The organism is Nonomuraea sp. KM90, assembly GCF_052246675.1.
Lineage (GTDB): Bacteria > Actinomycetota > Actinomycetes > Streptosporangiales > Streptosporangiaceae > Nonomuraea.
This window is the reverse complement of record NZ_JBQQCB010000003.1, coordinates 237892-262363: the sequence shown is the minus strand read 5'-3', so window position 1 is coordinate 262363 and position 24472 is coordinate 237892. Positions and strand designations below refer to the sequence as shown.

The 24472-nt window shown below is 69.4% G+C and carries 25 protein-coding genes; 10 read left to right on the top strand and 15 right to left on the bottom strand.

Annotation, left to right across the window (positions count from 1 at the left end; genetic code table 11):
* Positions 1 to 28: 28 nt before the first annotated feature.
* Complete coding sequence (locus ACTWPW_RS05690; RefSeq protein ID WP_375115018.1) at positions 29 to 1297, bottom strand: glycosyltransferase; 1269 nt, start codon at positions 1295 to 1297, stop codon at positions 29 to 31.
* Positions 1298 to 1421: 124 nt separating this feature from the next.
* On the opposite strand from ACTWPW_RS05690, the gene ACTWPW_RS05685 reads away from it, so the two are divergent.
* Positions 1422 to 2027, top strand: a complete 606-nt coding sequence (locus ACTWPW_RS05685; RefSeq protein ID WP_375115017.1) for a TetR/AcrR family transcriptional regulator — start codon at positions 1422 to 1424, stop codon at positions 2025 to 2027.
* Here ACTWPW_RS05685 and ACTWPW_RS05680 read toward each other — a convergent pair.
* From ACTWPW_RS05680 to ACTWPW_RS05665, 4 genes are read right to left on the bottom strand one after another with little or no spacing between them, the layout of a single operon-like run.
* A complete protein-coding gene (locus ACTWPW_RS05680) occupies positions 2021 to 3070 on the bottom strand; it encodes an ABC transporter ATP-binding protein (protein WP_375115016.1) in 1050 nt (349 codons plus the stop codon). The two genes, ACTWPW_RS05685 and ACTWPW_RS05680, sit on opposite strands and share 7 nt — an antisense overlap.
* Positions 3057 to 3836 (bottom strand): ABC transporter permease, encoded by a 780-nt coding sequence (locus tag ACTWPW_RS05675; protein ID WP_375115015.1) that lies wholly within the window; start codon positions 3834 to 3836, stop codon positions 3057 to 3059. Before ACTWPW_RS05675 ends, ACTWPW_RS05680 begins: the two co-directional genes overlap by 14 nt.
* Positions 3829 to 4695, bottom strand: a complete 867-nt coding sequence (locus tag ACTWPW_RS05670) for an ABC transporter permease (RefSeq protein WP_375115014.1) — start codon at positions 4693 to 4695, stop codon at positions 3829 to 3831. Before ACTWPW_RS05670 ends, ACTWPW_RS05675 begins: the two co-directional genes overlap by 8 nt.
* 11 nt (positions 4696 to 4706) lie before the next feature.
* On the bottom strand, positions 4707 to 5825 hold the full coding sequence (locus ACTWPW_RS05665) for a polyamine ABC transporter substrate-binding protein (protein WP_364114659.1): 1119 nt from the start codon (positions 5823 to 5825) through the stop codon (positions 4707 to 4709).
* A 361-nt stretch (positions 5826 to 6186) separates the two neighbouring features.
* Here ACTWPW_RS05665 and ACTWPW_RS05660 point away from each other — a divergent pair, with 361 nt between their 5' ends.
* A complete protein-coding gene (locus tag ACTWPW_RS05660; RefSeq protein WP_443168110.1) occupies positions 6187 to 7152 on the top strand; it encodes a hypothetical protein in 966 nt (321 codons plus the stop codon).
* Positions 7149 to 8108: an SIS domain-containing protein gene (locus ACTWPW_RS05655; protein ID WP_443168109.1), complete on the top strand. Its 960-nt coding sequence runs from the start codon at positions 7149 to 7151 to the stop codon at positions 8106 to 8108. The genes ACTWPW_RS05660 and ACTWPW_RS05655 overlap by 4 nt, the downstream gene beginning before the upstream one ends.
* A 10-nt stretch (positions 8109 to 8118) precedes the next feature.
* Here the strand turns inward: ACTWPW_RS05655 and ACTWPW_RS05650 are convergent, their stop codons facing one another.
* The 4 genes from ACTWPW_RS05650 to ACTWPW_RS05635 all read right to left on the bottom strand — a co-directional run bounded on the left by ACTWPW_RS05650 (position 8119) and on the right by ACTWPW_RS05635 (position 12123).
* Positions 8119 to 8685 carry a GTP-binding protein gene (locus tag ACTWPW_RS05650; protein ID WP_364114653.1) on the bottom strand — a complete coding sequence of 189 codons (567 nt, stop codon included), beginning with the start codon at positions 8683 to 8685 and terminating at the stop codon, positions 8119 to 8121.
* Positions 8666 to 8980 (bottom strand): DUF742 domain-containing protein, encoded by a 315-nt coding sequence (locus ACTWPW_RS05645; RefSeq protein ID WP_364114651.1) that lies wholly within the window; start codon positions 8978 to 8980, stop codon positions 8666 to 8668. The genes ACTWPW_RS05650 and ACTWPW_RS05645 overlap by 20 nt, the downstream gene beginning before the upstream one ends.
* 66 nt (positions 8981 to 9046) lie before the next feature.
* Positions 9047 to 9469, bottom strand: a complete 423-nt coding sequence (locus tag ACTWPW_RS05640) for a roadblock/LC7 domain-containing protein (RefSeq protein WP_364114649.1) — start codon at positions 9467 to 9469, stop codon at positions 9047 to 9049.
* A complete protein-coding gene (locus ACTWPW_RS05635; protein ID WP_443168108.1) occupies positions 9466 to 12123 on the bottom strand; it encodes a nitrate- and nitrite sensing domain-containing protein in 2658 nt (885 codons plus the stop codon). Before ACTWPW_RS05635 ends, ACTWPW_RS05640 begins: the two co-directional genes overlap by 4 nt.
* Before the next feature lie 366 nt (positions 12124 to 12489).
* On the opposite strand from ACTWPW_RS05635, the gene ACTWPW_RS05630 reads away from it, so the two are divergent.
* The 5 genes from ACTWPW_RS05630 to betA are packed head-to-tail and all read left to right on the top strand — an operon-like array spanning position 12490 to position 19011.
* Positions 12490 to 13518, top strand: coding sequence for a quaternary amine ABC transporter ATP-binding protein (locus ACTWPW_RS05630; RefSeq protein WP_375115125.1), 1029 nt, complete (start codon positions 12490 to 12492; stop codon positions 13516 to 13518).
* Positions 13515 to 15428 carry an ABC transporter permease gene (locus ACTWPW_RS05625; RefSeq protein ID WP_375115009.1) on the top strand — a complete coding sequence of 638 codons (1914 nt, stop codon included), beginning with the start codon at positions 13515 to 13517 and terminating at the stop codon, positions 15426 to 15428. The genes ACTWPW_RS05630 and ACTWPW_RS05625 overlap by 4 nt, the downstream gene beginning before the upstream one ends.
* The gene (locus tag ACTWPW_RS05620) at positions 15425 to 16399 is read left to right on the top strand and encodes an ABC transporter substrate-binding protein (RefSeq protein WP_375115008.1); all 975 of its coding nucleotides are present in this window, start codon (positions 15425 to 15427) and stop codon (positions 16397 to 16399) included. Before ACTWPW_RS05625 ends, ACTWPW_RS05620 begins: the two co-directional genes overlap by 4 nt.
* Before the next feature lie 51 nt (positions 16400 to 16450).
* Positions 16451 to 17389: an ABC transporter substrate-binding protein gene (locus tag ACTWPW_RS05615; RefSeq protein WP_364114641.1), complete on the top strand. Its 939-nt coding sequence runs from the start codon at positions 16451 to 16453 to the stop codon at positions 17387 to 17389.
* On the top strand, positions 17386 to 19011 hold the full coding sequence (gene betA / locus ACTWPW_RS05610) for a choline dehydrogenase (RefSeq protein WP_443168107.1): 1626 nt from the start codon (positions 17386 to 17388) through the stop codon (positions 19009 to 19011). Before ACTWPW_RS05615 ends, betA begins: the two co-directional genes overlap by 4 nt.
* 16 nt (positions 19012 to 19027) lie before the next feature.
* On the opposite strand, the gene ACTWPW_RS05605 is transcribed toward betA, so the two are convergent.
* Positions 19028 to 19822, bottom strand: a complete 795-nt coding sequence (locus tag ACTWPW_RS05605; protein WP_375115006.1) for an ABC transporter permease — start codon at positions 19820 to 19822, stop codon at positions 19028 to 19030.
* On the bottom strand, positions 19819 to 20757 hold the full coding sequence (locus ACTWPW_RS05600; protein WP_375115005.1) for an ATP-binding cassette domain-containing protein: 939 nt from the start codon (positions 20755 to 20757) through the stop codon (positions 19819 to 19821). Before ACTWPW_RS05600 ends, ACTWPW_RS05605 begins: the two co-directional genes overlap by 4 nt.
* Positions 20758 to 20835: 78 nt before the next feature.
* Between ACTWPW_RS05600 and ACTWPW_RS05595 the strand changes: the two genes are divergently transcribed.
* Entirely contained in the window at positions 20836 to 21609 is a 774-nt protein-coding gene (locus tag ACTWPW_RS05595; protein WP_443168106.1) for a TetR/AcrR family transcriptional regulator, read from the top strand.
* A 175-nt stretch (positions 21610 to 21784) separates the two neighbouring features.
* Here the strand turns inward: ACTWPW_RS05595 and ACTWPW_RS05590 are convergent, their stop codons facing one another.
* Complete coding sequence (locus ACTWPW_RS05590; protein WP_443168105.1) at positions 21785 to 22234, bottom strand: MarR family transcriptional regulator; 450 nt, start codon at positions 22232 to 22234, stop codon at positions 21785 to 21787.
* Positions 22235 to 22309: 75 nt separating this feature from the next.
* On the opposite strand from ACTWPW_RS05590, the gene ACTWPW_RS05585 reads away from it, so the two are divergent.
* Positions 22310 to 23104 carry a nitroreductase/quinone reductase family protein gene (locus ACTWPW_RS05585; RefSeq protein WP_375115002.1) on the top strand — a complete coding sequence of 265 codons (795 nt, stop codon included), beginning with the start codon at positions 22310 to 22312 and terminating at the stop codon, positions 23102 to 23104.
* Here the strand turns inward: ACTWPW_RS05585 and ACTWPW_RS05580 are convergent.
* From ACTWPW_RS05580 to ACTWPW_RS05570, 3 genes are read right to left on the bottom strand one after another with little or no spacing between them, the layout of a single operon-like run.
* The gene (locus ACTWPW_RS05580; RefSeq protein ID WP_364114629.1) at positions 23101 to 23631 is read right to left on the bottom strand and encodes a GTP-binding protein; all 531 of its coding nucleotides are present in this window, start codon (positions 23629 to 23631) and stop codon (positions 23101 to 23103) included. The two genes, ACTWPW_RS05585 and ACTWPW_RS05580, sit on opposite strands and share 4 nt — an antisense overlap.
* A 28-nt stretch (positions 23632 to 23659) precedes the next feature.
* Positions 23660 to 24022, bottom strand: a complete 363-nt coding sequence (locus ACTWPW_RS05575; RefSeq protein ID WP_364114627.1) for a DUF742 domain-containing protein — start codon at positions 24020 to 24022, stop codon at positions 23660 to 23662.
* A gap of 26 nt (positions 24023 to 24048) precedes the next feature.
* Positions 24049 to 24471: a roadblock/LC7 domain-containing protein gene (locus ACTWPW_RS05570; protein ID WP_043616017.1), complete on the bottom strand. Its 423-nt coding sequence runs from the start codon at positions 24469 to 24471 to the stop codon at positions 24049 to 24051.
* Position 24472: the final 1 nt, after the last annotated feature.

Here is a 24472-nt window from a genome sequence, read left to right as displayed (position 1 = left end):
GGGGTCGTGCTAAGGGACCAGGGCCGTGCTACTGGCCGAGCTGCTCGATCAGGTCGGCGGCCTTGCGCAGGCCGTCGCGACGCCGGATCTCCTCGCCCGCGGCGGCGAGCCCCGCCCGCAGCTCGGTGTCGCCGAGCAGGCGCGCGACCGCCCCCGTGAGCTCCTCGTCGGTGAAGGTGTAGGTCGAGAGCCTGACACCGTAACCGAGCTCATCGACCCTCTGGGCGTTGTCGTACTGGTCCCAGAAGAGCGGCAGCAGGATCATCGGCTTGCCGAAGTGCAGCGCCTCGGTGGTCGTGTTGTTGCCGCCATGGGTGATGACCAAGTCACACAGTGGGATGATCTTAGTCTGCGGGAGGAACTCCGCGCCCCACATGTTGTCGGCCAGCTTGATCTCCTCGTGCAGCGGGCCCTTGGAGACGATGTACTGGTGCGGCGTCGTGGCGAGCACGTCGATCACCCGCTGCATCAGCTCCACGTCGGAGGAGCCCAGCGAGCCGAGCGAGAAGTAGACCAGCGAGCTCCTGCGCTCGAAGGGCAGCGTGAAGTCCTCGTCCGTCTCACGGACCGACGAGTCCAGCCGGTGCCACGAGGGGCCCAGCGGGCGGGCGTCGGTGTAGTCGAGGATCTCCGGGTAGACGTAGAGGTTCAGGTCGCCCTCGTGGATGAAGTCGAGGTCGGGCAGCGGCTCGGTGCCCTGCTCGACGCACCACTCGTTGAAGGCGGTCCAGATCTCGCGGTGGGTGCGGTCGTACTCGGCCCGGAAGGCGTCCCACTCGGAGCGGTCGTCGGCGGGCAGGCCGGAGAAGACCGGCGCGACGTTCTCGCCGCGCACCTCCAGCGGGTTGCACGAGACGATCCGGACGAACTTCTTGCCCGCCGTGAGCAGCGCCGGGAACGTGATCACGTTGTCCTCGACGATCACGTCCGGGTTCACCCGCTCGATGATGGCCTTGAGCTGCGGCTCGCAGTATTTCGCGCCCTCGATCAGCTCGGCCCAGATGGGCTGGGTGACGGTCTCGAGCTGCTCGCGCGTGCTCTTGCGGTATTCGGGCGCGGTGTCCCGGATGAAGTCCTTCCAGAACTGGCCGGGGTCCTGCTCCTCGGCGTCCTCGGGCGCGGGCGCGAGGTCGACCAGGTCTTCCTCGAAACCGAGCGCCTCGAGCTTGCCCTTCCACGACGCCTCGGCGGCGAAGACGACGCGGTGCCCGCGCTGCCGCAGGATGTCGCCGATGCCGATGGAGTTGTTGGTGGGGCCGTAGGCGCTTTCCGGCATGAACAGGATCGTGAGAGACATCGAGACTCCGGGGAACTCGTCAATTTGAAGAGGAATTCAAAAACAGATCTAGCGGGAAGGTCAACTTAAAGGCACTATGGTCACGGCTAACTGAACAGCAGCCAAACGAGTGAAGGTGGTGGTGGTGGCTCAGCGTAAAAGCCGCAGTGACCGGCGCATCGACTTGATCGAGGCCGCACGCAGGGCCATCATCCGCCACGGCATCGACGGTGTACAGCTCTCGCATGTCGCCGAGGAAGCAGGTCTGACCTCGGGCGCCGTGCTCTACCACTACCCCGACCTCAGCGAGCTGCTGGTCGAGGCGCAGCACGCGGGCATGGAGCGCTTCTACGAGCAGCGCCTGCGCCGGCTCGCCACCATCACCGACCCCGTCGAGAAGCTGGTGGTCACGATCAGGTCGGGGCTGCCCACCGGACCGCTCGACCCCGACGTGCGCCTGCTCAACGAGCTGGGCGGGGCCGCCGGCCGCAACCGGGTCTACGGCGTGCTGCTCACCTCGCTCTACGACCGGCAGGTGTCGATGTACCAGGCGATCCTGGACACCGGGGCCGCGCTGGGGGTGTTCCGGCTGAGCGCCGACTCGCTGACGATCGCGCGCAACCTGGTGGCGCTGGAGGACGCGTACGGCTACCGCATCACGGCCAGGCACCCGCTGATCGGCCCGGGCGAGGCGGCCGAGCTGATCCTCTCCTACGCCCGCGCGGCCACGGGCAACGACCTGACTCACTGATCGACTGCCATGATCACCGCGTCCTGGGCGTCCCAGCGCACCTTGACCTTGGCCCCGGCCCGTACGGAGCTGGCGCCCTGGACGGCGGCGAGGACCGGCTTGGCGTGGCCGGGCACCTCCACGGACAGGTGTGACACACCACCGTAGAAGCTGACGTCCAGGACGCTGCCCGGCAGCCCCCTGGTGGCGTTCTCCTCGGCGAGTTCGATCTTCTCCGGCCGCACCGCCAGCAGCGCGTCGGCGCCCGCCTCCAGCTCCGCCAGCGGCGTGCCCGGCAACATGCCGAACTGCTCGCTCCTGATGCCGTCGAGGCCGCTGGCGGTGCCGCGGAAGAGGTTGTTGGCGCCGACGAAGTCGGCCACGAACGGCGAGCGCGGCCGCTCGTACAGCTCGACCGGCTGGTCCACCTGGCGCACGGAGCCGCTGTCGAAGACCGCGATGCGGTCGGCCAGCGACATGGCCTCCTCCTGGTCGTGCGTGACGACCACGAACGTGATGCCCACCTCGTGCTGCAGCCGCTTGAGCTCCAGCTGCATGTCGGCGCGGACCTTCTTGTCCAGGGCCGACAGCGGCTCGTCGAGCAGCAGCAGCCGGGGCCGCTTGACGATGGAACGAGCCAACGCCACCCGCTGCCGCTGCCCGCCCGAGAGCTGGGCGGGCTTGCGGGCGGCGTGCGCCGACAGCCCGACCGTCTCCAGCACCTCGCCGACGCGCTGCCTGACCTCCCCCTTCGGGAGACCCTCGCGCTCCAGCCCGTAGGCCACGTTCTTGGCCACGGTCATGTGCGGGAACAGCGCGTACGACTGGAACATGAGGCTGATCGGCCGCCGGTTCGGGGGCCTGGACAGCAGGTCGTCACCGTCCAGGCTGACCGCGCCCGCGTCGGGCGTCTCGAACCCGGCGATGATGCGCAGCAGCGTGGTCTTGCCGCAGCCGGACGGCCCGAGCAGCGCGAAGAACTCGCCCTGGCCGATCTCCAGCGAAACGTTGTCGAGCGCGGTCACGTCCCCGAACCTGCGGCTGACCCCGTCAATCTTGAGCACGTGACTCCCCGATCTTGGTCAGGCGCTGCCCGGCGATCACCGCCGTGAAGCTCACGAGGAGCAGGATCGCCGCCAGCGCGTTGATCTTCGGGGTGACCCCGAAACGGATCATTGAGTAGATGACGATCGGCAGCGTCGGCTCGCTGTTGCCGATCGTGAAGAACGCGATCACGAATTCGTCCAGCGACAGCGTGAACGCCAGCAGCGCGCCGGCCACGATGCCGGGCATGAGCTGCGGCAGCGTGATCTTCATGAACGTCACCACCGGCCCGGCCCCCAGATCCCGCGACGCCTCCTCCAGCGAGGTGTCGGCGCCGGTCAGCCGGGTACGCACGACCGCCGCGACGAACGCCATCGCGAACACGCCGTGGGCCAGGATCACCGAGTAGAGGCCGAGCGTGAGCTGGATCATGCCGTAGAAGACCAGCAACCCGATGGCCAGCACCAGGTCGGGCAGCACGGCGGGCATCAGCGCGACCGCGTCGAGGGTCTTGGACTTGGTGTACCTCGCCAGGCCGACGGCCAGCAGCGTGCCCAGCACGGTCGCGATCACGGTGGACCCGGTGGCCACGATCAGCGTGTTGACCACACCGCCCAGGACCCGCTCGTCCCCGGCCAGCTCGGCGTACCACTTGAGGCTGAACCCCTCGTAGCTGTAGGCCGATTCGCCGGCGTTGAACGACATGACGACGAGCACGATGATCGGCAGGTACAGGAAGGCGTACGTGGCCCAGAACGGGACATGGAGCAGCTTGGACCTACGCACGGCGCGCCACCCAGGCCTGCGCGACGAGCAGCACGATCAGCACCGCGATGAGGGCCAGCGCCAGCGTGGAGCCGAACGGCCAGTCGCGCGCCGACAGGAACTGCTGGCGGATCAGGTTGCCCACCATGATCGACTTGCTGCCGCCGAGCATCTCGGGGATGACGAAGTTGCCGAAGCTCGGCACGAACACGAACAGGCACCCCGTCAGCACGCCCGGCACCGTGAGCGGCAGCGTGACCCTGCGGAACGTGGTGAACGCCGACGCCCCCAGGTTGGCCGAGGCCTCCCTGAGCTGCGGGTCGAGCTTCTCGATCGTGGCGTACAACGGCAGCACCATCAGCGGCAGGTACGAGTAGACCAGCCCCGCCACGATCGCGCCCTCGTTGTAGAGCAGGTCCAGCGGCCCGAGCCCGAACACCTTCAGCCCGCTGTTGATCAACCCGGGACCACTCAGCAGCATGATCCAGGCGTAGACGCGGATGATGAAGTTCGTCCAGAACGGCAGCACGATCGCGACCAGCGCGATCGTCTTCCACTTGCGCGGGAGCTGGGCGATCAGGTACGCCGTCGGGTAGCCGACCAGCAGCGCGATCAGCGTCGTCACCGCGGCGATCTTCAGCGAACTGCCGACCACGCTCAGGTAGAGCGGGTCCACCAGGCGTTCGAAGTTCTCCGTCGTGAACTCGTAGACCACGCCGCCGAATCGCCCGCGCTGGAAGACCGTGTAGCTCATCACCAGCGCCAGCGGCACCAGCAGCAGCACGAGCAGGTATGTCAGCCCGGGGGCCAGGAACACGAACGCGCCCAGCCGGCGTCCCCGCGATCGGGACACCGGCCGGGCCTTGACCTCAGACTTCACTACAACGACAACTACTTCGCCTGGACGTCGGCCGACAGACGCGTGTACTTCGTGGACGCCTGGCCGAGGTCGATGAGCGACTCACCGTCGAGCAGCTCGGCCGGCGGGATGCCGAGCAGCGAGCCCTTCGGCGGGTTCACCTTCTCCATGGCCGCCTTGTTGGGGACCTTGTAGTTGATGTTCGCGGCCGCCCAGCTGTGGATCTCGGGGTCCAGGATGTAGTTGATCAGGGCGTGCGCCGCCTCCTTGTTCTTGGAGGACTTCATGATCACCATGGTGTCCACCCAGAGGTCGCTGCCCTCCTTCGGCACGGCGAAGCCGATGTTGCCCTTCTCGTCCGTGGTCGGGCACCAGCCGTCCCACGCCTCGACCATGACGGCCTCGCCGGAGGTCAGGCGGTCACCGAACGTCGTGTCGTCGTAGGTGAGCAGGTGCGGCTTCTGCGCCATGAGGAGCTCGCGGGCCTTCTCGATCTCCTCGTCCTTGTCGGTGTTGACCGAGTAGCCGAGGGACTTGAGCGCGGGCAGGGCCAGCCAGCGCTCGGTGGTCATCATGGTGACCTTCTTCTCGGCCCAGGCCGGGGGCTTGAGGAGATCGTTCCAACTGTCCGGGACCTTCTTCACCAGGTCCTTGCGGTAGCAGATGCCGGTGGTGCCCCAGGTGTAGGGCACCGAGTACTTGTTGCCCTTGTCGTAGGAGAGCTGGGTGGCCTCCGGGTAGAGGTTGGCCAGGTTGGGGATCAGCTCGGGGTGGATCGGCTCCAGCAGGCCCTGCGCGTTGAGCGCCTGGGCGTACTGGCCGGACACGAACGCCACGTCGATGCCGCTGTCACCGGGGGCGGTGAGCTTGGTCATCGCGACCTCGTTGGTGTCGTGCAGCGCCACCTTCAGGTCCTTGACCTTGAGCTTCTCCTTGACCTTCTCGGGAAGCTCCTTGGGGGTGTAGCCGTCCCAGACCGTGATCTGCAGGGTCTGCTGCGACAGGTCCGCGTTTGGCTTGAGCTGGTCGGCCGCCACCGTTCTGCCATCTGAGCTTGACGACGACTCACCGCCGCACGCCGCGACGGCAAGCGCGAGGCCGACCACCGCCACGGTGGCCGGGAGACGACGGGTGAACCGGGTACGGGACACGGCCGCTACTCCTTCTGAAATTTGTGATGTAAGAGGGGTCGCGCGACCTTACCGGACACAGCAGACCAGAGCAGGAGTGTTGCAGCCCAAATCAACATGAGCAAGACTTTTGCTGACATTGCTACCTGGAAGTTTGGTCCTGCTGTTGAATTGGGATTCAATACGTCGCCGCATGATCTCTCTCGGTGAGAGGCCCCTCACCGCCCGAGATCGCGGGCTCACAACCGCGCTCCTGGCGCTGTTGGAGGGGGAGGTGCCGCCGCCCTTCGGGGTCCGGCGCTTCCTTCCGCTGCCCACTTTCTCGTACGGTCCTGAAGATCTCCACACTGGGGCCCCAGGTGAACGTGATTTCGGACCTCACGTGGACCAGACGAACTACTCGGTGGTGGTGGGCGAGCGGGTGGTCGTGAAGTGGCTCACCCCGCCCGTACCGCTGCCGCACCCCGCTCCGGAGGTCTTCGCCCACCTCGTTGAGGCGGGCTTCAACGACACCGCGCCTCCTTACGCGGCTCTGACAGGCGTGTTGCGGGGGCGCGAGCACCTGCTGGCGTTGGTCACCGGGTATCTGCCGCAGGCGCGGGACGGCTGGGAGTGGTGCGTGGACGAGGCCGAGGCGGGCACCACGGGCTTCGCCCCGGAGCTCGGCCGCCTCGCCGCCGACCTCCACCTCGCCCTCTCCACCCTCCCCGCCCCTGACCACCCCCTTCCCGGTCTCGGTCCTGATCCGCGCGCTCCGGAAGGCGCGCGGTCGCCGGGAAGTGGTGCGGCGGTCAGGGCTGAGGAGGCGCTCGCGGAGGCGCTCGCGCTGACCGACGGGCCGGACGGTGAGTGGCTGGCGAGCCGGGCCGGGGCGCTCAGGCGGGAGCTGGCCGCGCTGACGGAGCCCATCACGACCCCGCTGATCCGGATCCACGGCGACCTGCACGTGGGCCAGATCCTCAAGTGGCAGGACGGCTACGCGGTCATCGACTTCGACGGCAACCCCACCGTCGCCGACGCCGACCCGTACCAGCCGCCGGCCAGGGACGTGGCCCAGCTCACCACGAGCCTCGAACACGTCGCCCAGGTGGCGATCAAGAGACGCGGCACCCCACCCGACCTGGCGGCGAGCTGGGCGAGGCGGGCCCGCGCCGCCCTGCTCGCCGCCTACCGGCACCGCCTGTCCGAGCGGGGCAGGCCGGACCTGCTCGACGAGAGCCTGATCCGCCCGTTCGAGGTGGAGCAGGAGTGCCGCGAGCTGATCTACGCCGCCCGCCACCTCCCCCGCTGGCGCTACGCCCCCATGGGCGTTCTGCACACCTGGTACCCCGAGGAGAACTTCGCGTGAATTCTGAGCTCTACCTGTCCGACCTGGAGTCCAAGCCGGAGTCCCTGGCGACCCTGGCTGGCTCGCTGCGGGCGGCGGACCCGTTCGAGGGACTCCCCGGGGATGTCGACCGGGTCCTCTTCCTGGGCATGGGCAGCTCCCGGTACGCCGCCGGGGTGGCCGCCCTGCGCCTGCGCGCCGCCGGGGTGAACGCCCACGCCGAGTACGCCTCCGCCGCCGCGAGCTTCCCGCCCGCCGAGGGCACCCTGGTCATCCCGATCTCGGCCACCGGTTCCAGCCGGGAGACGCTCGACGCCACCGAACGGTACGCGGGCGGCCCCGCCTACCTGGCGGCGATCACCAACCGGCCCGGCTCGCCCCTCACCGAGGCCGCCGACCTGGTGATCGACATGGGGGCGGGCGAGGAGCGCGGCGGCGTCGCCTGCCGTACGTTCCAGCACACCCTGGCCCTCCTCCTCGCCCTGGAGTCCAGGCTCACGGGCCGCGACCGCGACCTCCCCGCCCTGGTTGGCAGGGCGGCGGAGGCCACGGCCGACCTGCTGGACCGCAGGGACGAGTGGCTCCCGCTGGCCCTGGAGCTGCTGGACGGCCCGCACGGCGTCTACACGATCGCCCCCGCCGAGCGCCTGTCGTCGGCGGAGCAGTCGGCGCTGATGTTCCGCGAGGGCCCGCGCCGCCCGGCCGACGCGTGCGAGAGCGGCGACTGGTCCCACGTGGACGTCTACCTCACCAAGACGCTCGACTACCGCGCGCTGCTCTTCCCTGGCTCCCGCTACGACGCCCAGGCCATGGACTGGGTACGCGAGCGCGAGTCCACGGTGATCACCGTGGGCGCCGAGGTGAAGGACGCCACGGCGGCGATCCGCTACACCCACGACGACGACCCCGACGTGGCCCTGCTCACCGAGACGCTGGTCGCGGAGCTGGTGGCCGCCTACTGGTGGTCGGCGCGGTAGCGGCGACGGCTCAGTGGGACCGTACGGTCAGCGCGTGCTCGACGAGCGTGATCAGGGTGTTCTTGACCGCCTGCCGCGCACGCGCGTCCGTACGGACGATCGGCACGTGCGCCGAGAGCGTGAGCGCCTCCCGCACCTCGCTCTCGACGTGCGGGAACTCCCCGTTCCAGCCGTTGAGCCCGATCACGAACGGCAGCCCCGAGTTCTCGAAGTAGTCCACCGCGGGGAAGCTGTCGGCCAGCCGCCGCGAGTCCACCAGCACCACGGCCCCGATGGCCCCGCGGACGAGGTCGTCCCACATGAACCAGAACCGGTGCTGCCCCGGCGTGCCGAACAGGTAGAGGATCAGTTCGTGATCGAGCGAGAGCCGCCCGAAGTCCATGGCCACGGTGGTGGTGGTCTTGCCCGGCGTGTGGCCGAGGTCGTCGATGCCCTCCGAGGCGTCCGTCATCACCGCCTCGGTGGTCAGCGGCATGATCTCGGACACGGATTTCACGAACGTGGTCTTCCCCACGCCGAACCCGCCCGCCACGACGATCTTCGTGGAGGTGAGGCGACTAGAGCCTGCGAAGTCCACTCAGTACCCTTTCGAGCAGGCCCCTGTCAGGAAGGCCCGCATCCAGCTGTGGCTGGTACACCTTGACCAGCCCATCCGCCTCCATGTCGGCGACCAGCACCCTCGCCACCCCTAGGGGCACGCTGAGCAGCGCGGAGATCTCCGCCACGGACCGAACCTGCCGACACAGCTCGCTGATCGCGCGGTATTCACGCGTGTACGTCGTACCGAGCTGTGCCGAGGTGGCTGACGATACCAGTGCCTCCATGGCGAGCTGAGTGCGCGGAGTCGTTCTGCCGCCGGTGACGGCGTACATCCGGACGAGCGAACTTCGCTCGGGCTCCGGATCCCCGTTGTGCCACGATGCCAACGTTCACTCCCATCACCACGGGCGCGCGGCGGACAGCTCCGCCCGTACAGCAGGGGTGAGCACCTGCCCCGCGCGCTCGACCAGGATCGTCATCTGGTAAGCGACCAAGCCCATGTCGCAGTCGGGTGCGGCCAGCACCGCCAGGCAGGACCCGTCGCTGATCGACATCACCAGCAGCAGGCCCCGTTCCATCTCGACGAGGGTCTGGGTCACCCCGCCCCCCTCGAACACGCGCGCCGAGCCCTGCGTGAGGCTCACCAGCCCGGCCGCGATGGCGGCGAGCTGATCGGCGCGGTCTTTCGGGAAGCCACGGGAGAAGGCCATGGGCAGGCCGTCCGCCGAGACCACCACGGCGTGTGCCACGCCGGGGACCTCTTCGACGAAGCCGCTGACCAGCCAGTTGATGTCCCTGGCGGCCTGGCTCAGCTCCTTCACGAATCCTCCTCGAGCTCGGCGCGTCCCTTGCGCACGCCCTGCTGGTAGCTGGCCAGCCGGGTACGCAGTCGATCGGGGGACACCGGAGGAGCGGGAACGGGCGGCGGCTGCGGAGTTGCGGTGCCCGGTACCAGATTGGCTCTCGGCGTCCGCTTCGGCAAGCCGGAGTTCGTGGTGCCGCTCCGCGCGGGCTCCGTGGCCGCGCCGGCGGCCTGCCAGCCCTGGTCGGCAGGGGACGACCACGGCTCGTCACGGTGGTCCGCCGTCGGCGCGGACTTGCTGAACCAGCTGCTCTCGTCCATGGAGGCGAAGATCGGCAGGAATTCGTCCTTCCCGGAGGCGGAAGGCGTGGGGAACGACGTGCCCGGGGTGCCCGGATCGGCGAACGACGGACCCGACGGGCCCAGGTCCGCGAACGACGAACCCGACGGCCCGAGGTCCGCGAACGACGACGAGCCCGGCGAGGTCAGGTCGGTGAACGGCCGGGGCGCGGTCAGGTCGGGCGGGAGCTGCTCGATCGAGTGGCTTTGGGACGAGCTGAACCAGGACGACGGCTCGGGCGCCGGGCTGACGCCGTCGAACGACGGATGCCCGGGCGGCGGCCCCGACAGGCGAGCGGGCGGCTGCGTCGGGTAGGACGGCGGGTTCGCCTGCCTGGGCACCTGGAGCCGCGGCCCGGCGCCGGCCATCGCGCCGGGCACCTCGGTGAGCAGCATGGGCGGGATCAGCACCATGGCGGTCAGCCCGCCGATGTCCTGCCGCCGGAGCTGCACCCGGATGCTGTGCCGCAGCGCCAGCCGCCCGACCACGAACAGTCCCATCCGCCGCGACACCGACACGTCCACGACGGGCGGGTTGGCCAGCCGCCAGTTGGCCTCGGCCAGCTCGTCCTGGCTCATGCCGATGCCGTGGTCGGTGACCGACAGCATCAGGCTGCCGCCGTCGATGCGGCTGCTGGAGATGATGACCTTGGTGTCCCGCGAGGAGAACGACACCGCGTTCTCGACCAGCTCGGCGAGCAGGTGCACCACGTCGGTGACGGCCTGCCCGGCGATGGCGACGTCCGACTCGATCTGGATGCTGACCCGGTCGTAGCTCTCGACCTCGCCGAGCGCGGCCCGCACGATGTCCATCAGCTCGACCGGCTCGCTCCACTTGCGCGCCGCCTCCTGGCCGGCCAGGACGAGCAGGTTCTCGCTGTTGCGCCGCATGCGGGTGGCCAGGTGGTCGAGCTTGAACAGGTCGCCCAGCCGGGCGTCGTCGCGCTCGCCGCGCTCCAGCTTCTCGATCAGCGTGAGCTGCCGCTCGACCAGCGTCTGGCTGCGCCTGGACAGGTTGACGAACATGGCGTTGACGTTGGAGCGCAGCTTGGCCTCGTCGCCCGCCAGCCGTACGGCCTCGCGGTGCACCTCGTCGAAGGCCCGCGCGACCTCGCCCACCTCGTCCTTGGAGAAGATCCCGATCGGCGGCACCTCGGTGGCGACCTCGCCGTCGCGGGACTCCCTCAGGTGCTGCACGAACTCGGGCAGCCGCTTGCCGGCGATCTCCAGCGCCTCGCCGCGCAGGCGGCGCAGCGGACGTACGAGGGACCTGGCCACGCCCGTGGTGATCAGCAGTACGACCACGAGCAGCGCGAGCACGGCGCCCGCGGTCACGAACGCCTGCCGCCGCTCGTCCGCGCTGAGCGCCTCGCTGCGGTCCACGATGCCCTGGGCCTGGCGCTGCTCGACCTCGCGCATGGAGTCGACGACCACGTTCGTCGCGTCGAACCACTCCGCTGCGTCGTCCTCCTTGGACTGGTCGAGGCCGCGCAGGGGCAGGCCCTCGGTGGCCCTGATCAGCACCAGCTCGCGCAGGAACAACATGCGGTCGGCGGACCTGCCGTTGACGGTCTCGTCGAACAGGCGGCGCTCGTCCGCGGTGGCCTCGGTGGCGAAGCCCTTGCGCTCGTTGGCCTCCCGAGACTGCTCACCGAGGAAGCGCTTGAGCTGCTCCTGGTCGAACGCCCCCTCGACGAGCACGACGGTGACCAGCGCCTGCTGGTAGGAGATGCTCTCCTTGGCGCGGGCGAGACTGTCGAGCATGCTCGTCTGGCGGAACAGCTCGTCGTCCACGCTGCCCTTGACCAGCTCGTTGTGCACGGAGAGCAGGTCGTTGATCACCGTCGTGTAGAGCTCGACGGCCGGGCCGGGCAGCAGGTTGGCCTCCAGCGCCTGCTCGCGCAGGGCGGTCAGGTCGTTCAGGCGGTTGAGCAGGCTCTCGATCTGGTCCGCGGTACGTCCGGTGGAGTCGGTCAGCAACTGCTGGGCGATGCCGCGCACCTCCCTGGCCGACTGGTCCACCTGCTCCATCTGGGCCTGCACCTCGGCCAGTCCCGCGGCCGGCCGGTTGCGTGCGATGTACCAGGCGGTCCTGGCGCGTTCGGCGGAGACCAGGTGGGTGAGCCCGCCGAGCTCGGCGGAGAGCGTGGCGAACTGGTTCGTCCGCGCGTAGTCTCCGGCCGCCGAGGTCGAGGCGAGCACCTGGACACCGCCCAGCAGCACGGCGGCGGCCGTCGGGATGAGGATGAGGGCCACGAGTCGCGCCCGGACACGCCAATTGCGCAGGCGCCAGCCGCCCTCGCTGGCCTGCCTGACGCCGAGCTCTGTAGTCACCGAACGCACCTCGCCCGAATCGGCGTATATGTGAAGTCTGTGCCCTGGGGAAATCGGCAAGTGCCGGTAATTGGAACACATCCCATGGCTTGTGGCCAAGCGAACATAACGCGACAAAAGTTGGTTCGCGTGGCTCCTGAGGATAGAACCTGGCGCTCCATGACGGAAGCCGGGAGAGCACGAAATAAACCTTTAACAGAATAAATGTCCCCCAATGGGGGATTGGCTCGTTCCAAACGAGTAACGCCAGAGGCGCACCCCGGTCTCCAGAGGGTCACGGCGTTGAGAATCTCGCTATTCCCGACATATGTTGAGCGACGGCAAAACGAGGAGGCGAGTGTGGGAGATTCTCCCGACAGCGCGGCAATCACCGTTGCGGGCCTTTGGAAGATCTTCGGAACCAGGGCACAAAAGGTGCTGGACAGCGAGGACAGACATCTCGAACCCGCGGCGCTGAGGGAGAGGACGGGCTGCACGGCCGCCGTCCGGGACGTGAGCTTCGAGGTGCGCCCCGGCGAGGTCTTCGTGGTCATGGGCCTGTCGGGAAGCGGCAAGTCCACCCTCGTACGCTGCCTGACCCGGCTCATCGAGCCGAGCGCGGGCCGGATCACGATCGGCGGCGAGGACATCGTCGCCGCCACGCCCACCCGGCTCCGCGAGATCCGCCGGCACCAGGTCAGCATGGTCTTCCAGCATTTCGGCCTGCTCCCGCACCGCAAGGTGATCGACAACGTGGCATACGGGCTGGAGATCCAGGGCACGGCCAGGGCCGACAGGCACCGGCGGGCCGGGGAGATCCTCTCGCTCGTCGGCCTCGACGGGCACGCCGACGCCTACCCCGACCAGCTGTCCGGCGGCATGCAGCAGCGCGTCGGCCTGGCCAGGGCGCTGGCCGTGGACCCGCAGGTGATGCTGTTCGACGAGCCGTTCAGCGCGCTCGACCCGCTGATCAGGCGCGACATGCAGGCCGAGGTGATCCGGCTGCACCGGGAAGTCGGCAAGACGATGGTGTTCATCACGCACGACCTCTCGGAGGCGCTCAAGCTGGGCGAGCGGATCGCGATCATGCGGGCCGGCTCGATCGTGCAGCTCGGCACGGCCGAGGAGCTGGTGGGCGCGCCGGCCGACGACTACGTGGCCGACTTCGTCCGCGACGTGCCCAGGAGCCACGTGCTGAGCCTGCGCTGGATCTGCCGCGACCCCGAGCCCGGCGAGCCGCTGGACGGGCCCGAGCTACCGGTCGCCACGGTCATCAAGGACGCCATCGGCGTGGCCTCCGCCTCCTCCCGGCCGATCAGGGTCGTGGACGGCGACGAGCTGGTGGGCGTCGTGGACCGGGTGGACCTGCTCGCCTTCCTGGCGGGCCAGGACGTCGGCGCCAGGGCGGGCACATGAGCAGCACGGCCGTCACCACGCCCTCCAGGCTCGGGTTACCGAGGTGGGCGGCCCCGGCCGGGGTGGCGGTGCTGTTCGTGGTGGCGTACCTGGTCTTCCAGGGCACCGGGACGCTGCCGCACGACAAGGAGGCGCCGCAGTTCCTGGCCGTCACCGAGCTGCGTGAGTGGATCGACGACCACCGCAACGACAACCCGCTCTTCCTGTACTTCCTCAACTACATCCGGCTCGGCGTGGGCTCGCTCTACGACCTGTTCCAGTCAACCCTGTACGCGCTCGGCTGGCCCGGCATCACCGGCGTCCTGGGGGCGCTGGCGTGGCTGGCCGGCGGCTGGCGGATCGCGCTGCTGGCGGTCGGCAGCGTGAGCGCGTTCGGCGTGCTGAGGCTGTGGGAGTCGAGCGTGGACACGCTCGCCCTGGTCGGGGTGGCGGTGCTGCTGTCGCTGGCGATCGGGATCCCGCTGGGCGTCTGGGCCGGGCTCTCCGTGCGCGTGCGGCGGGCGATCACGCCGGTGCTCGACGTCATGCAGATCATGCCGACGTTCGCGTACCTGGCACCGCTCGCGCTGTTCTTCCACATCGGCGCGCCCGCCGGCGCCATCGCGACGATGATCTACGCCATCCCGCCCGCCATCCGCATCACCGCGCTGGCCATCTCCGGGGTCTCCCCCACGGCGGTCGAGGCGTCCGCCTCCCTCGGCGCGACGGGACGCCAGACGCTGTTCAAGGTCTACCTGCCGCTGGCCAGGTCCACGATGGCGCTGGCCGTCAACCAGACGATCATGATGGCGCTGTCCATGGTCGTCATCGCGAACCTGATCGCGGCCCCCGGCCTGGGCAGCAACATCCTGCTCGGCCTGTCCCGGGCCCAGGTCGGCCTCATGCTGCCGGCCGGCATCGCCATCGTGATCATGGCCGTGATGCTCGACCGGATGATGATGGCGCTCGCCCACCGCGACCCGCACGCCAGGATCGCCCGGGCCGACCTCGTCGCGGCCGGCGCGCTGGCCGCCGCCGGGCTGGCGCTCATTCCCGTGCTGCCGAAGGTCTGGCCGGAGAATCTCACCGTCAACCTGGTGGCCGAGGTCAACGCCGCCGTGCGGTGGGCCGAGACCAACTGGTACGCGGTGACCACGTTCATCAAGGACGTGACCTCGTACGCGCTGCTCAACCCGCTGGAGTCGCTGCTCACCTCGGCCCCGTGGTGGCTGGTCGCGCTCGCCGTGCTGACGGTCGCCTGGCGGGTCAGCGGCACGCGGCCGGCGCTGATCGCGCTGGGCTGCCTGCTGGCTATCGCGCTGCTCGGCGTGTGGGAGCACACGATGCAGACGATGACCACGGTCGCCGTCGCGGTGCTGGTCACGCTGGTCATCGGCCTGTTCCTGGGGGTGGCCGCGGCCCGCTCGCCGCGCTACTCGGCCGTGCAGCGGCCGCTGCTCGACGCCGCGCAGACGATGCCCGCGTTCGTGTACCTGCTGCCGGCCCTGGCCCTGTTCGAGACCACCCGGTTCACCGCGATCTTCGCCTCGATCATCTACGCGGTGCCGCCGGTGGTCCGCCTGGTCGAGGACGGCATCAAGGCCGTGCCCGCCACGGTCGTCGAGGCGGCCACCTCGGCCGGCTCCACCCCCCGCCAGCTCCTGTGGAAGGTACAGCTGCCCATGGCCAGGCGGGCCATCCTGCTCGCGGCCAACCAGGGCATCGTGATGACGCTGGCCATGGTGGTCGTCGGTGGCCTGGTCGGGGCGGGGGCCCTCGGCTACGACGTGGTCACCGGGTTCTCCCAGAGGACCGACTTCGGCATGGGGTTCGTCGCGGGCATCGCGACCGTGCTCCTCGGAGTCATGCTCGACCGCATAACGCAGGGCGCCGACAGGCGCCCTTCCCCCCGAAAGAGGAAGTCCACATGAAGATTCGCCTGCTCGCAGGCCTGTTCGCCCTTGGGCTCGCCGCCGCAGGCTGCGGCGGAGCCACAGTCGAGACCTCCCCCAGCGCCTCCGCCCCGGCGGCCGGCGCCAGCGCCTCCGCCGGCCCCACCGGCACGGTGAAGATCGCGATCAACCCGTGGGTGGGCTACGAGGCCAGCGCGAACGTCGTCGCGTACCTGCTGAAGAACGAGCTCAACTACAACGTCGAGCTGCCCGAGATCAAGGAGCAGCTGGCCTGGGAGGGCTTCGAGACCGGCGACGTCGACGTCATCATCGAGAACTGGGGTCACCCCGACCTGAAGAAGCAGTTCATCGACGAGAAGAAGACCGCGCAGGTGGCCGGCTCGACCGGCAACAAGGGCGTCATCGGCTGGTACATCCCCAAGTGGATGGCCGACGAGCACCCCGACATCACCGACTACAAGAACCTCAACAAGTACGCCGAGCTCTTCAAGACCTCCGAGTCCGGCGGCAAGGGCCAGCTGCTCTTCGGCGACCCGTCGTACGTCAGCAACGAGGAAGCCCTGATCAAGAACCTCAAGCTGAACTACAAGGTCGTCGTCGGCGGCAGCGAGGCGGCCCTGATCAAGGGCGCCCAGCAGGCACAGGAGCAGAAGAAGCCGCTGCTGTTCTACTTCTGGGACCCGCACTGGCTGTTCAGCAAGACCGAACTGGTCCGGGTCAACCTGCCCGCCTACACCGAGGGCTGCGACGCCGACCCCAAGAAGGTCGCCTGCGACTACCCGGAGATGGACCTCGACAAGATCGTGAGCACGAAGTTCGCGCAGACCGGCGGGAAGGCGTACGAGCTGGTCAAGAACTTCAACTGGACCAACGAGGACCAGAACGCCGTCGCCGACGACATGACCAACAACGGCATGACCGGCGAGGAAGCCGCCAAGAAGTGGGTCGAGGCCAACACCGCCAAGTGGCAGGCCTGGATCCCCAAGTAACCCCTCTCGACCGCGGCCCCGCCCCTGGGGCCGCGGTCCCGGAGACCTCTCATGACCCGAACGAAGACGCTCGCCGGGCCGCTCGTCGCGGCCCTGTTACTGACGGCCTGCTCCAGCGCGGAGCCCGGTACCAGCACGCAGTCCAAGGGGACCGTCAACATCGACGTCCACGCCTGGGTGGGGTACGAGGCCCAGGCGGCCGTGCTGGCACACCTGCTCCAGTACGAGCTGGGCTACAAGGTGAACAAGCGGCCCGTGAAAGAGGACCAGTCCTGGCGGGATTTCGAATCCGGCAAGGTCGACGTGATCGTCGAAAGCTGGGGCCACAACGACTGGAAGAAGACCTACATCGAGGAGAAGGGGGTCGCCCTCTCGGCGGGCCTCACGGGGAACAAGGGCGTCATCGGGTGGTACGTGCCCGAGTGGATGGCCAAAAAGTACCCCGACATTACGGACTACCGAAACCTCAATAAGTACGCCCACCTATTCCGGACCGAAAAAACCGGAAATGCCGGACAGGTTCTGGACGGAGATCCGACCTTCGTCACGAATGACGAGGCACTCGTCAAGAACCTCAGGCTCAATTACAAGGTCGTCTACTCGGGCAGCGAGGACGCGTTGATCAAGGCCGCCCAGGCCGCGACGAAGAATCGGACACCGCTGCTCATGTATTTCTACGAGCCGCAATGGCTGTTCACCAAGACCAAACTCGTCAAGATCGCGCTGCCGCCCTACGCCGTCGGCTGCGACGACAACCCGGCGAGGGTGGCCTGTGACTACCCGCCGTACCTGCTGGACAAGATCGTCAGCAAGCGGTTCGCCCAGACCGGCGGGCGGGCGTACGAGCTGGTGCGCAACTTCAACTGGACCAACGACGACCAGAACGCCGTGGCCAGTGACATGATCAACGAGAAGATGAGCGCCGAGCAGGCCGCCAAGCGGTGGGTGGAAGAGAACAAGATCGTGTGGAAGGACTGGATTCCCCGTTGAGGTTCGACTTCGTCATCGTGGGCGGCGGCTCGGCCGGCTGCGCCCTGGCCAACCGGCTCAGCGCCGACCCCTCGACCTCGGTGCTGGTGCTGGAGGCGGGCCGCCCCGACTACCTGTGGGACGTGTTCATCCACATGCCGGCCGCGCTGATGTTCCCGATCGGCAGCCGCTTCTACGACTGGAAGTACGAGTCCGAGCCCGAGCCGCACATGAACGGGCGGCGCATCTACCACGCCCGCGGCAAGGTGCTGGGCGGCTCCAGCAGCATCAACGGCATGATCTTCCAGCGCGGCAACCCGCTCGACTACGAGCGCTGGGCCGCCGATCCCGGCATGAAGCACTGGGACTACGCGCACTGCCTGCCCTACTTCAAGCGGATGGAGAACTGCCTGGCCGACCCCGGGACGACCTTCCGGGGCGGCGACGGCCCGCTGAAGCTGGAGCGCGGCCCCGCCCGCGGACCGCTGTTCGAGGCGTTCTTCGAGGCGGTCCAGCAGGCGGGCCACCCGCTGACCGACGACGTGAACGGCTACCGCCAGGAGGGCTTCGCCGCCTTCGACCGCAACGTCCACCGCGGCCGCCGGCTCAGCGCCGCCCGCGCGTACCTGCACCCCGTACGCCACCGGCCCAACCTGAAGGTCCGGACCCGGGCCCTGGTCGAGAAGGTGCTCTTCGAGGGCACCCGCGCGGTCGGCGTCATGTGCGGCGGCGAGCGCATCGAGGCCGCGGAGGTCATCCTCTGCGGCGGCGCCATCAACACCCCGCAGCTCCTGCAGCTCTCGGGCGTGGGCCCGAGAGCCCTGCTGGAGCCCCTGGGCGTCGAGGTGGTCCACGACCTGCCCGGCGTGGGCGAGAACCTCCAGGACCACCTGGAGGTCTACGTGCAGCACGCCTGCCGGCAGCCGGTCTCCCAGCAGCCCTCCCTGGCCCTGTGGCGGCGCCCCTTCATCGGCGCCGACTGGCTCTTCCGCAGGCGCGGCCCGGGGGCCACGAACCACTTCGAGGCGGGCGGCTTCATCCGCTCGAACGACGAGGTGGCGTACCCGAACCTGATGTTCCACTTCCTGCCGATCGCGGTCCGCTACGACGGCTCGGCCCCGGCGGGCGGCCACGGCTACCAGGTGCACATCGGTCCGATGTATTCCGACGCCCGCGGCTCGGTCCGCATCACCTCCACGGACCCGCGCCACAAGCCCGCCCTGCGCTTCAACTACCTGTCCACGGAGCAGGACCGCCGGGAGTGGGTGGAGGCGATCAGGCACGCCCGTGCCATCCTGGCCCAGCCCGCGTGGGCGGACCTGGACGGGGGCGAGCTCTCCCCCGGCCCGGAGGTCCGTACGGACGAGGAGATCCTCGCCTGGGTCGCCAAGGACGGCGAGACGGCCCTGCACCCGTCGTGCACCTGCCGGATGGGCACCGACGAGCTGTCGGTCGTGGACCCCGACACGATGCGCGTGCACGGCCTGGACGGGCTGCGCGTCGTGGACGCCTCGGCCATGCCGTACGTCACGAACGGCAACATCTACGCCCCGGTCATGATGCTCGCCGAGAAGTCCGCCGACCTCATCCTCGGCAACACCCCGCTCGCCCCGGAACCCGTGGAGTTCCACCGGCACAGGTGACTCCCACGGCGACCGCTCAGCGGTCGAGGCGCTGGTAGAGGCGGACCGACAGGGTGAAGAAGACGACCGTGATCGCCACCGGCCACAGCACGGCCATCAGCACCGCGTGCTGGGCCACCCACGACTCCCCGCCCCACCCCGGGTTCCCGAACAGCTCCCTGGTGGCCGCCACCGTCGACGACAGCGGGTTCCACTCCGAGACCGCGCCCAGCCAGCCCGGCATGGTGGCGGGCGCGACGAACGCGTTCGACAGGAACCCGATCGGGAACTCCAGCGTCTGCACCGCCACCACCCCGCCCGGGTCCTTGGTGAGCAGGCCCAGGTAGATGCCCATCCACAGCAGCGAGAAGCGCAGGAGCAGCAGCAGGCCCACGGCGGCGAGCGCGCCGGTGAGGGTGGCCGGGCGCCAGCCGACGGCCAGGCCGCAGGCCAGCAGGCCGGCCAGGATCAGCACCGAGTTGAGCAGGTCCGCGATGGCCCGGCCGATGAGGACGCCGGACGGCGCCATGGGCATGGAGCGGAAGCGGTCGGTGACGCCCTTGGAGGCGTCGGTGGTGACGGCGATCATGGTGGCGCTCAGGCCGAAGAGCATCGTCATGCCGTACATGCCGGGCATGAGGAAGGCGAAGTAGTCCGCCCCGGCCGGCACCTTCACCGCGCCGCCGAACAGGTAGCCGAAGGCCAGGGTGATGACGACGGGGAAGACCACGCCGAACACCACGGTCATGGGCTGGTTGGCCCAGTGGATCAGGTCCCGGCGGGCGACCGTCCAGCCGTCGGCCAGGGCCCATCGAAGCGATACGGCGGTCATTCGGCGCCTCCTCCGGCGTTGGTGAGGTTGAGGAAGACCTCGTCGAGGGTCGGGCGGCGTACCGTGACGTCCTCGGCCTCGATCCCGGCCGCCGCGAGGGCCGCGAGCACCTCCGTGAGCGCCTGCACCCGCTCGCTCACCGGCGCGCTCACATGCCTGGTGTCCGGGTCGACCTCCGCCGGGCTCGCCGCCACGCTCGCGACGATGCCGGCCGCCTCCGCAACCCGCTCCGGGTCGTGGATGACCACGTCGAGCCGGTCGCCGCCGAGCTTGGACTTGAGCTCGTCGGGCGTGCCCTCGGCCACCACCAGGCCCGCGTCGATCACCGAGATCCGGTCCGCGAGCTGGTCGGCCTCCTCCAGGTATTGGGTGGTCAGCAGCACCGTGGTGCCGCGGGACACCAGGTCGCGCACGGCGCGCCAGATCTCCGCCCGGCTGCGCGGGTCGAGCCCCGTCGTCGGCTCGTCCAGGAACAGCACCGGCGGGGCCAGGATCATGCTCGCCGCCAGGTCGAGCCTGCGGCGCATGCCGCCGGAATACTCCTTGGCCGGCCCCGCGTGCTCCAGGCCGAACTGCTCCAGCAGCTCGACCGCCCTGGCCCGGGCCGCGGCGGCGCCCAGGTGGTAGAGGCGGCCGAAGAGCTCCAGGTTCTGCCGGCCGGTCAGCAACTCGTCCACCGCGGTGTGCTGGCCGACCAGGCCGATGCTGCGGCGCACCTGGCGGGGCTGGGTGGCGACGTCGAAGCCGGCCACCTCGGCACGCCCTCCCGAGGGGCGCAGGAGCGTGGTCAGGATGCGGACGGCCGTGGTCTTGCCCGCGCCGTTGGGGCCGAGCAGCCCGTGCACCGTGCCCTGCCCCACGTCGAGATCGACGCCGTCCAGCGCCGCCTTCTCCCCGTACGTCTTGCGCAGGCCCTGCGCCATCACCGCTGACATGCCGCCTCCTAAGAAATCGTACGGCGTACCGTACAGCATACGGTCTACCCCGGCAACCGTACGGTGTACCGTACGAATGTGACCGTCGAGTACTCGGGAAAGGGCGACCCCGCGCGAAGCCTGGCGCTGCTCTGGCGCACCAGCGAGCGCGCCAGCCGCAAGGGCAAGCCGGAGCTGAGCGTCGACCGCATCGTGCGCGCCGCCATCGAGGTGGCCGACGCCGAGGGGTTGCAGGCGTTGTCCATGCGCCGGGTGGCCGAGCGGCTGGGCGTGGGGACGATGTCGCTCTACACGTACGTGCCGGGCAAGCCGGAGCTGTTCGACGTCATGCTCGACACCGTCTACGGCGAGACCGCCAGGCCGGAGGACGTGCCCGGCGGCTGGCGGGGCCGGCTGGAGCAGATCGCCAGGGAGAACTGGGCGCTCTACCTGCGCCACCCGTGGCTGCTGCAGGTGGCGGCGAGCCGCCCGGTGCTCGGGCCGAACGTCACCGCCAAATACGACTACGAGCTGCGCGCGGTCGACGGCATCGGCCTGTCGGACCTGGAGATGGACTCGGTGATCACGCTGATCACCGGCTTCGTGCACGGCGCGGCCAGGGGGGCCGTGGAGGCCGCGCAGGCGGAGAGCCTGACCGGGCTGACCGACGAGCAGTGGTGGGCCGCGCACGTGCCCTTCCTCAGCCGGATCGCCGACACCAGCCACTACCCCACGGCCGCCCGGGTCGGGGAGGCGGCGGGCGAGGCGCTCAACGCGGCCTACAGCCCGGAGCACGCCTTCGAGTTCGGGCTGGAGCGCGTGCTCGACGGCATCGAGGCCCTGGTGAACCGGCGCGCCGCCCCACCGGCCTGACCGCGCCCCCTCAGCCGCCGATCACCCCGACCGACCACACCCCTGCAGACCCCGATCAGCCTGACCGCACCCCTTCAGACTCCGCGTCAGCCTGACCGCACCCCTTCGGACCCCGCGTCAGCCTGACCGCACCCCTTCGGACCCCGCGCCGGCCGGGAAGCCCGCAGATCCCGCGTCAGCCGGAGAGCGCCTGCTCGTAGGCGCGCAGCGTGTCCACGAACAGGCGCCGCTGCTCCGGCGTGAGCGGCTCCAGGGCCCGCCGCCACGCCTTGGCGCCGTAGCCCAGCCACTCGTCGATGGCCGCCTGATGCAGCGCGGCGATGCTGACGATCGTGCGCCGCCGGTCCGCGTCGTCCTCGCGCCGCTCCATCACGCCCTTCCTGCTCAGCTCCCCCACCATCAGGCTCACCGTCGCGGGCGCCACCTCCAGCCGCGCCGCCAGCTCGTTCACCGTCATCGGCCCGTCGAACAGCAGGTACGCCAGCAGCGACAGATGCCGGGGCGCCAGCGACAGCGCCTGCACCGCCTCCGGCACCTTCAGCCGCTTGGCGCGCCCCACCATGCGCGGCATCAGCAGCAGCAACGTCCTGATCCCGTCGTCCACGCTCAAGCCGTCAGTTGACATCCCGAACACCTTGCTGTCTAAATTAGCTTTGCTTGCAAAGCAAATATGAACCTCGCCTCCCCAAAGGATAGTGAGATGACGGATTTCAACCAGCAGGTCATCGCGGAGTTCCGGGCGAACGCCGGCAAGGTGGGCGGCATGTTCGAGGGCGCCCCGCTGGTGCTGCTGACCACGGTGGGCGCCAGATCGGGCCGGCGGCGGACGAACCCGGCCGTCTACCTGCGCGACGGCGAGCGCGTCCTGGTGTTCGCCTCCAACGCGGGCGGCGACGCGCATCCGGCCTGGTATCACAACGTGGTGGCGCACCCGAGGGTCACGGTCGAGCTCGGCGAGGAGACGTTCACGGCCCGGGCGGTGCCGCTCGAAGGTGCGGAGCGCGACCGCGTGTACGCCCGCCAGGCGGCCCTCGACCCGGCCTTCGCCGCGTACCAGGCACAGACCGACCGGGTCATCCCGGTCATCGCCCTCCATCCCGAGCGCGAGCGGCTGCAGGCGTTCGGGGACGAGCTGGTCAGGATCCACGACCACCTCAGGGGCGAGCTGGCCGGGCTGCGGGCCGGCGAGGCGCCCGCCGCCGATCTGCGGGCGCACTGCCTGGCCTTCTGCGACGCGCTGACCTTCCACCACACGGGCGAGGAGCGCGTGGCCTTCCCGCACCTGGAAAAGCTGTTCCCGGAGCTGAAGCAGCCCCTCGACCGGCTGCGCGACGAGCACGCCGTGATCGCCGGACTGATCGAGGAGCTGCGCGGGGCCACCGACCCGGCGACGCTCGACCGCATCGCCGGTGAGATGGAGGCCCACTTCGCCTATGAGGAGGAGCAGCTGGTCCCGGTGCTCAACTCCCTGGAGGAGGCGCCCTGGGCGAGCTAGCGGACGGGTGCCGCCCGCAGGCGTACGACGTGCTCGACCAGCGAGATCAGCGTCGCCTTGACCGACTCGCGGTTGCGGGCGTCGGTGCGCACGATCGGCACGTGCGGCGACAGCGCGAGCGCCTCCCTGACCTCGTTGTCGGAGTGCGGGAACTGCCCGTCCCAGCCGTTGACCCCGATCACGAACGGCAGCTTGGCCTCTTCGAAGTAGTCGATGGCCGGAAAGCTGTCGGCGAGCCGGCGCGTGTCGAGCAGCACCACGGCGCCGATCGCACCCCGCACCAGGTCGTCCCACATGAACCAGAACCGGTGCTGACCGGGCGTGCCGAACAGGTAGAGGATCAGGTCACGGTCGAGCGACAGGCGGCCGAAGTCCATCGCCACGGTCGTGGTCTGCTTGTTCGGCGTCATGCCGAGGTCGTCGATGCCCGCGGACGCGTCGGTCATCACCGCTTCCGTGGTGAGCGGGAGGATCTCCGACACCGCCCCCACGAACGTCGTCTTCCCGACGCCGAAGCCCCCGGCCACGACGATCTTCGTCGATGTGAGGCCAGGGCTAGAGCCTGCGTAGTCCACTGAGCACCCTTTCGAGCATGTTGAGGTCTGGCTGTCCCTGGCTGAGGCGTGGCTGGTGCAGGCGGACAAGCCCTTCGTCGGACATGTCCGCCACGAGCACTCTCGCCACGCCCAGCGGGACGCGGAGCAGGGCCGAGATCTCGGCGACCGACCGGAACGACCTGCAGAGCTGCATGATGGCCTCCTGCTCGGGGGTGAGCATGGCCATCTCGTCGTCCGGGATCGACATCGACGAGATCAACGTCTCCATCGCGAGGTGATAGCGCGGCTCGGATCGGCCGCCCGTCACCGCGTAAGGACGGAACAGGGGCTCTTCGTCCCCGATTCCGTCAGCGCCGTACACGGCCCTCTCCCATCAGTTCCATCACATCACCGGGTCCTGGCGGCCTGCAGCTCCGCGCGCAAGGCCGGCGTGAGCGCCTGTCCCGCTCTGTCTACCAGCAACGTCATCTGGTACGCCACGAGGCCCATGTCACAATCCGGACCCGCCAGCACCGTCAGCACCGAGCCGTCGCTGATGGCCATGACCAGCAGCAGCCCGCGCTGCATTTCGACGACGGTCTGCGTCACCGCACCGCCCTCGAACACCCTGGACGCACCCACGGTCAGGCTCAGCAGGCCCGCGGAGACCGCGGCGAGCTGGTCGGCCCGGTCCGGAGGGAAGCCCTCCGAGGCGGCCAGGCAGAGCCCGTCCGCCGAGACGACGACGGCATGCGCGACTCCGGGCGTGTTGCGTACGAAGTCGGTGATCAGCCAGTCGAACCTGTGCGCCTCATGGCTAAGGGTTGTCACG

Bases quoted from the DNA above. Each gene is read 5' to 3' on its own strand.
- ACTWPW_RS05690 (WP_375115018.1), bottom strand. From the start codon at position 1,297: ATGTCTCTCACGATCCTGTTCATGCCGGAAAGCGCCTACGGCCCCACC.
- ACTWPW_RS05645 (WP_364114651.1), bottom strand. From the start codon at position 8,980: ATGTACGCCGTCACCGGCGGCAGAACGACTCCGCGCACTCAGCTCGCC.
- ACTWPW_RS05625 (WP_375115009.1), top strand. From the start codon at position 13,515: ATGAGCAGCACGGCCGTCACCACGCCCTCCAGGCTCGGGTTACCGAGG.
- ACTWPW_RS05620 (WP_375115008.1), top strand. From the start codon at position 15,425: ATGAAGATTCGCCTGCTCGCAGGCCTGTTCGCCCTTGGGCTCGCCGCC.
- ACTWPW_RS05615 (WP_364114641.1), top strand. From the start codon at position 16,451: ATGACCCGAACGAAGACGCTCGCCGGGCCGCTCGTCGCGGCCCTGTTA.
- ACTWPW_RS05605 (WP_375115006.1), bottom strand. From the start codon at position 19,822: ATGACCGCCGTATCGCTTCGATGGGCCCTGGCCGACGGCTGGACGGTC.
- ACTWPW_RS05600 (WP_375115005.1), bottom strand. From the start codon at position 20,757: ATGTCAGCGGTGATGGCGCAGGGCCTGCGCAAGACGTACGGGGAGAAG.
- ACTWPW_RS05590 (WP_443168105.1), bottom strand. From the start codon at position 22,234: ATGTCAACTGACGGCTTGAGCGTGGACGACGGGATCAGGACGTTGCTG.
- ACTWPW_RS05585 (WP_375115002.1), top strand. From the start codon at position 22,310: ATGACGGATTTCAACCAGCAGGTCATCGCGGAGTTCCGGGCGAACGCC.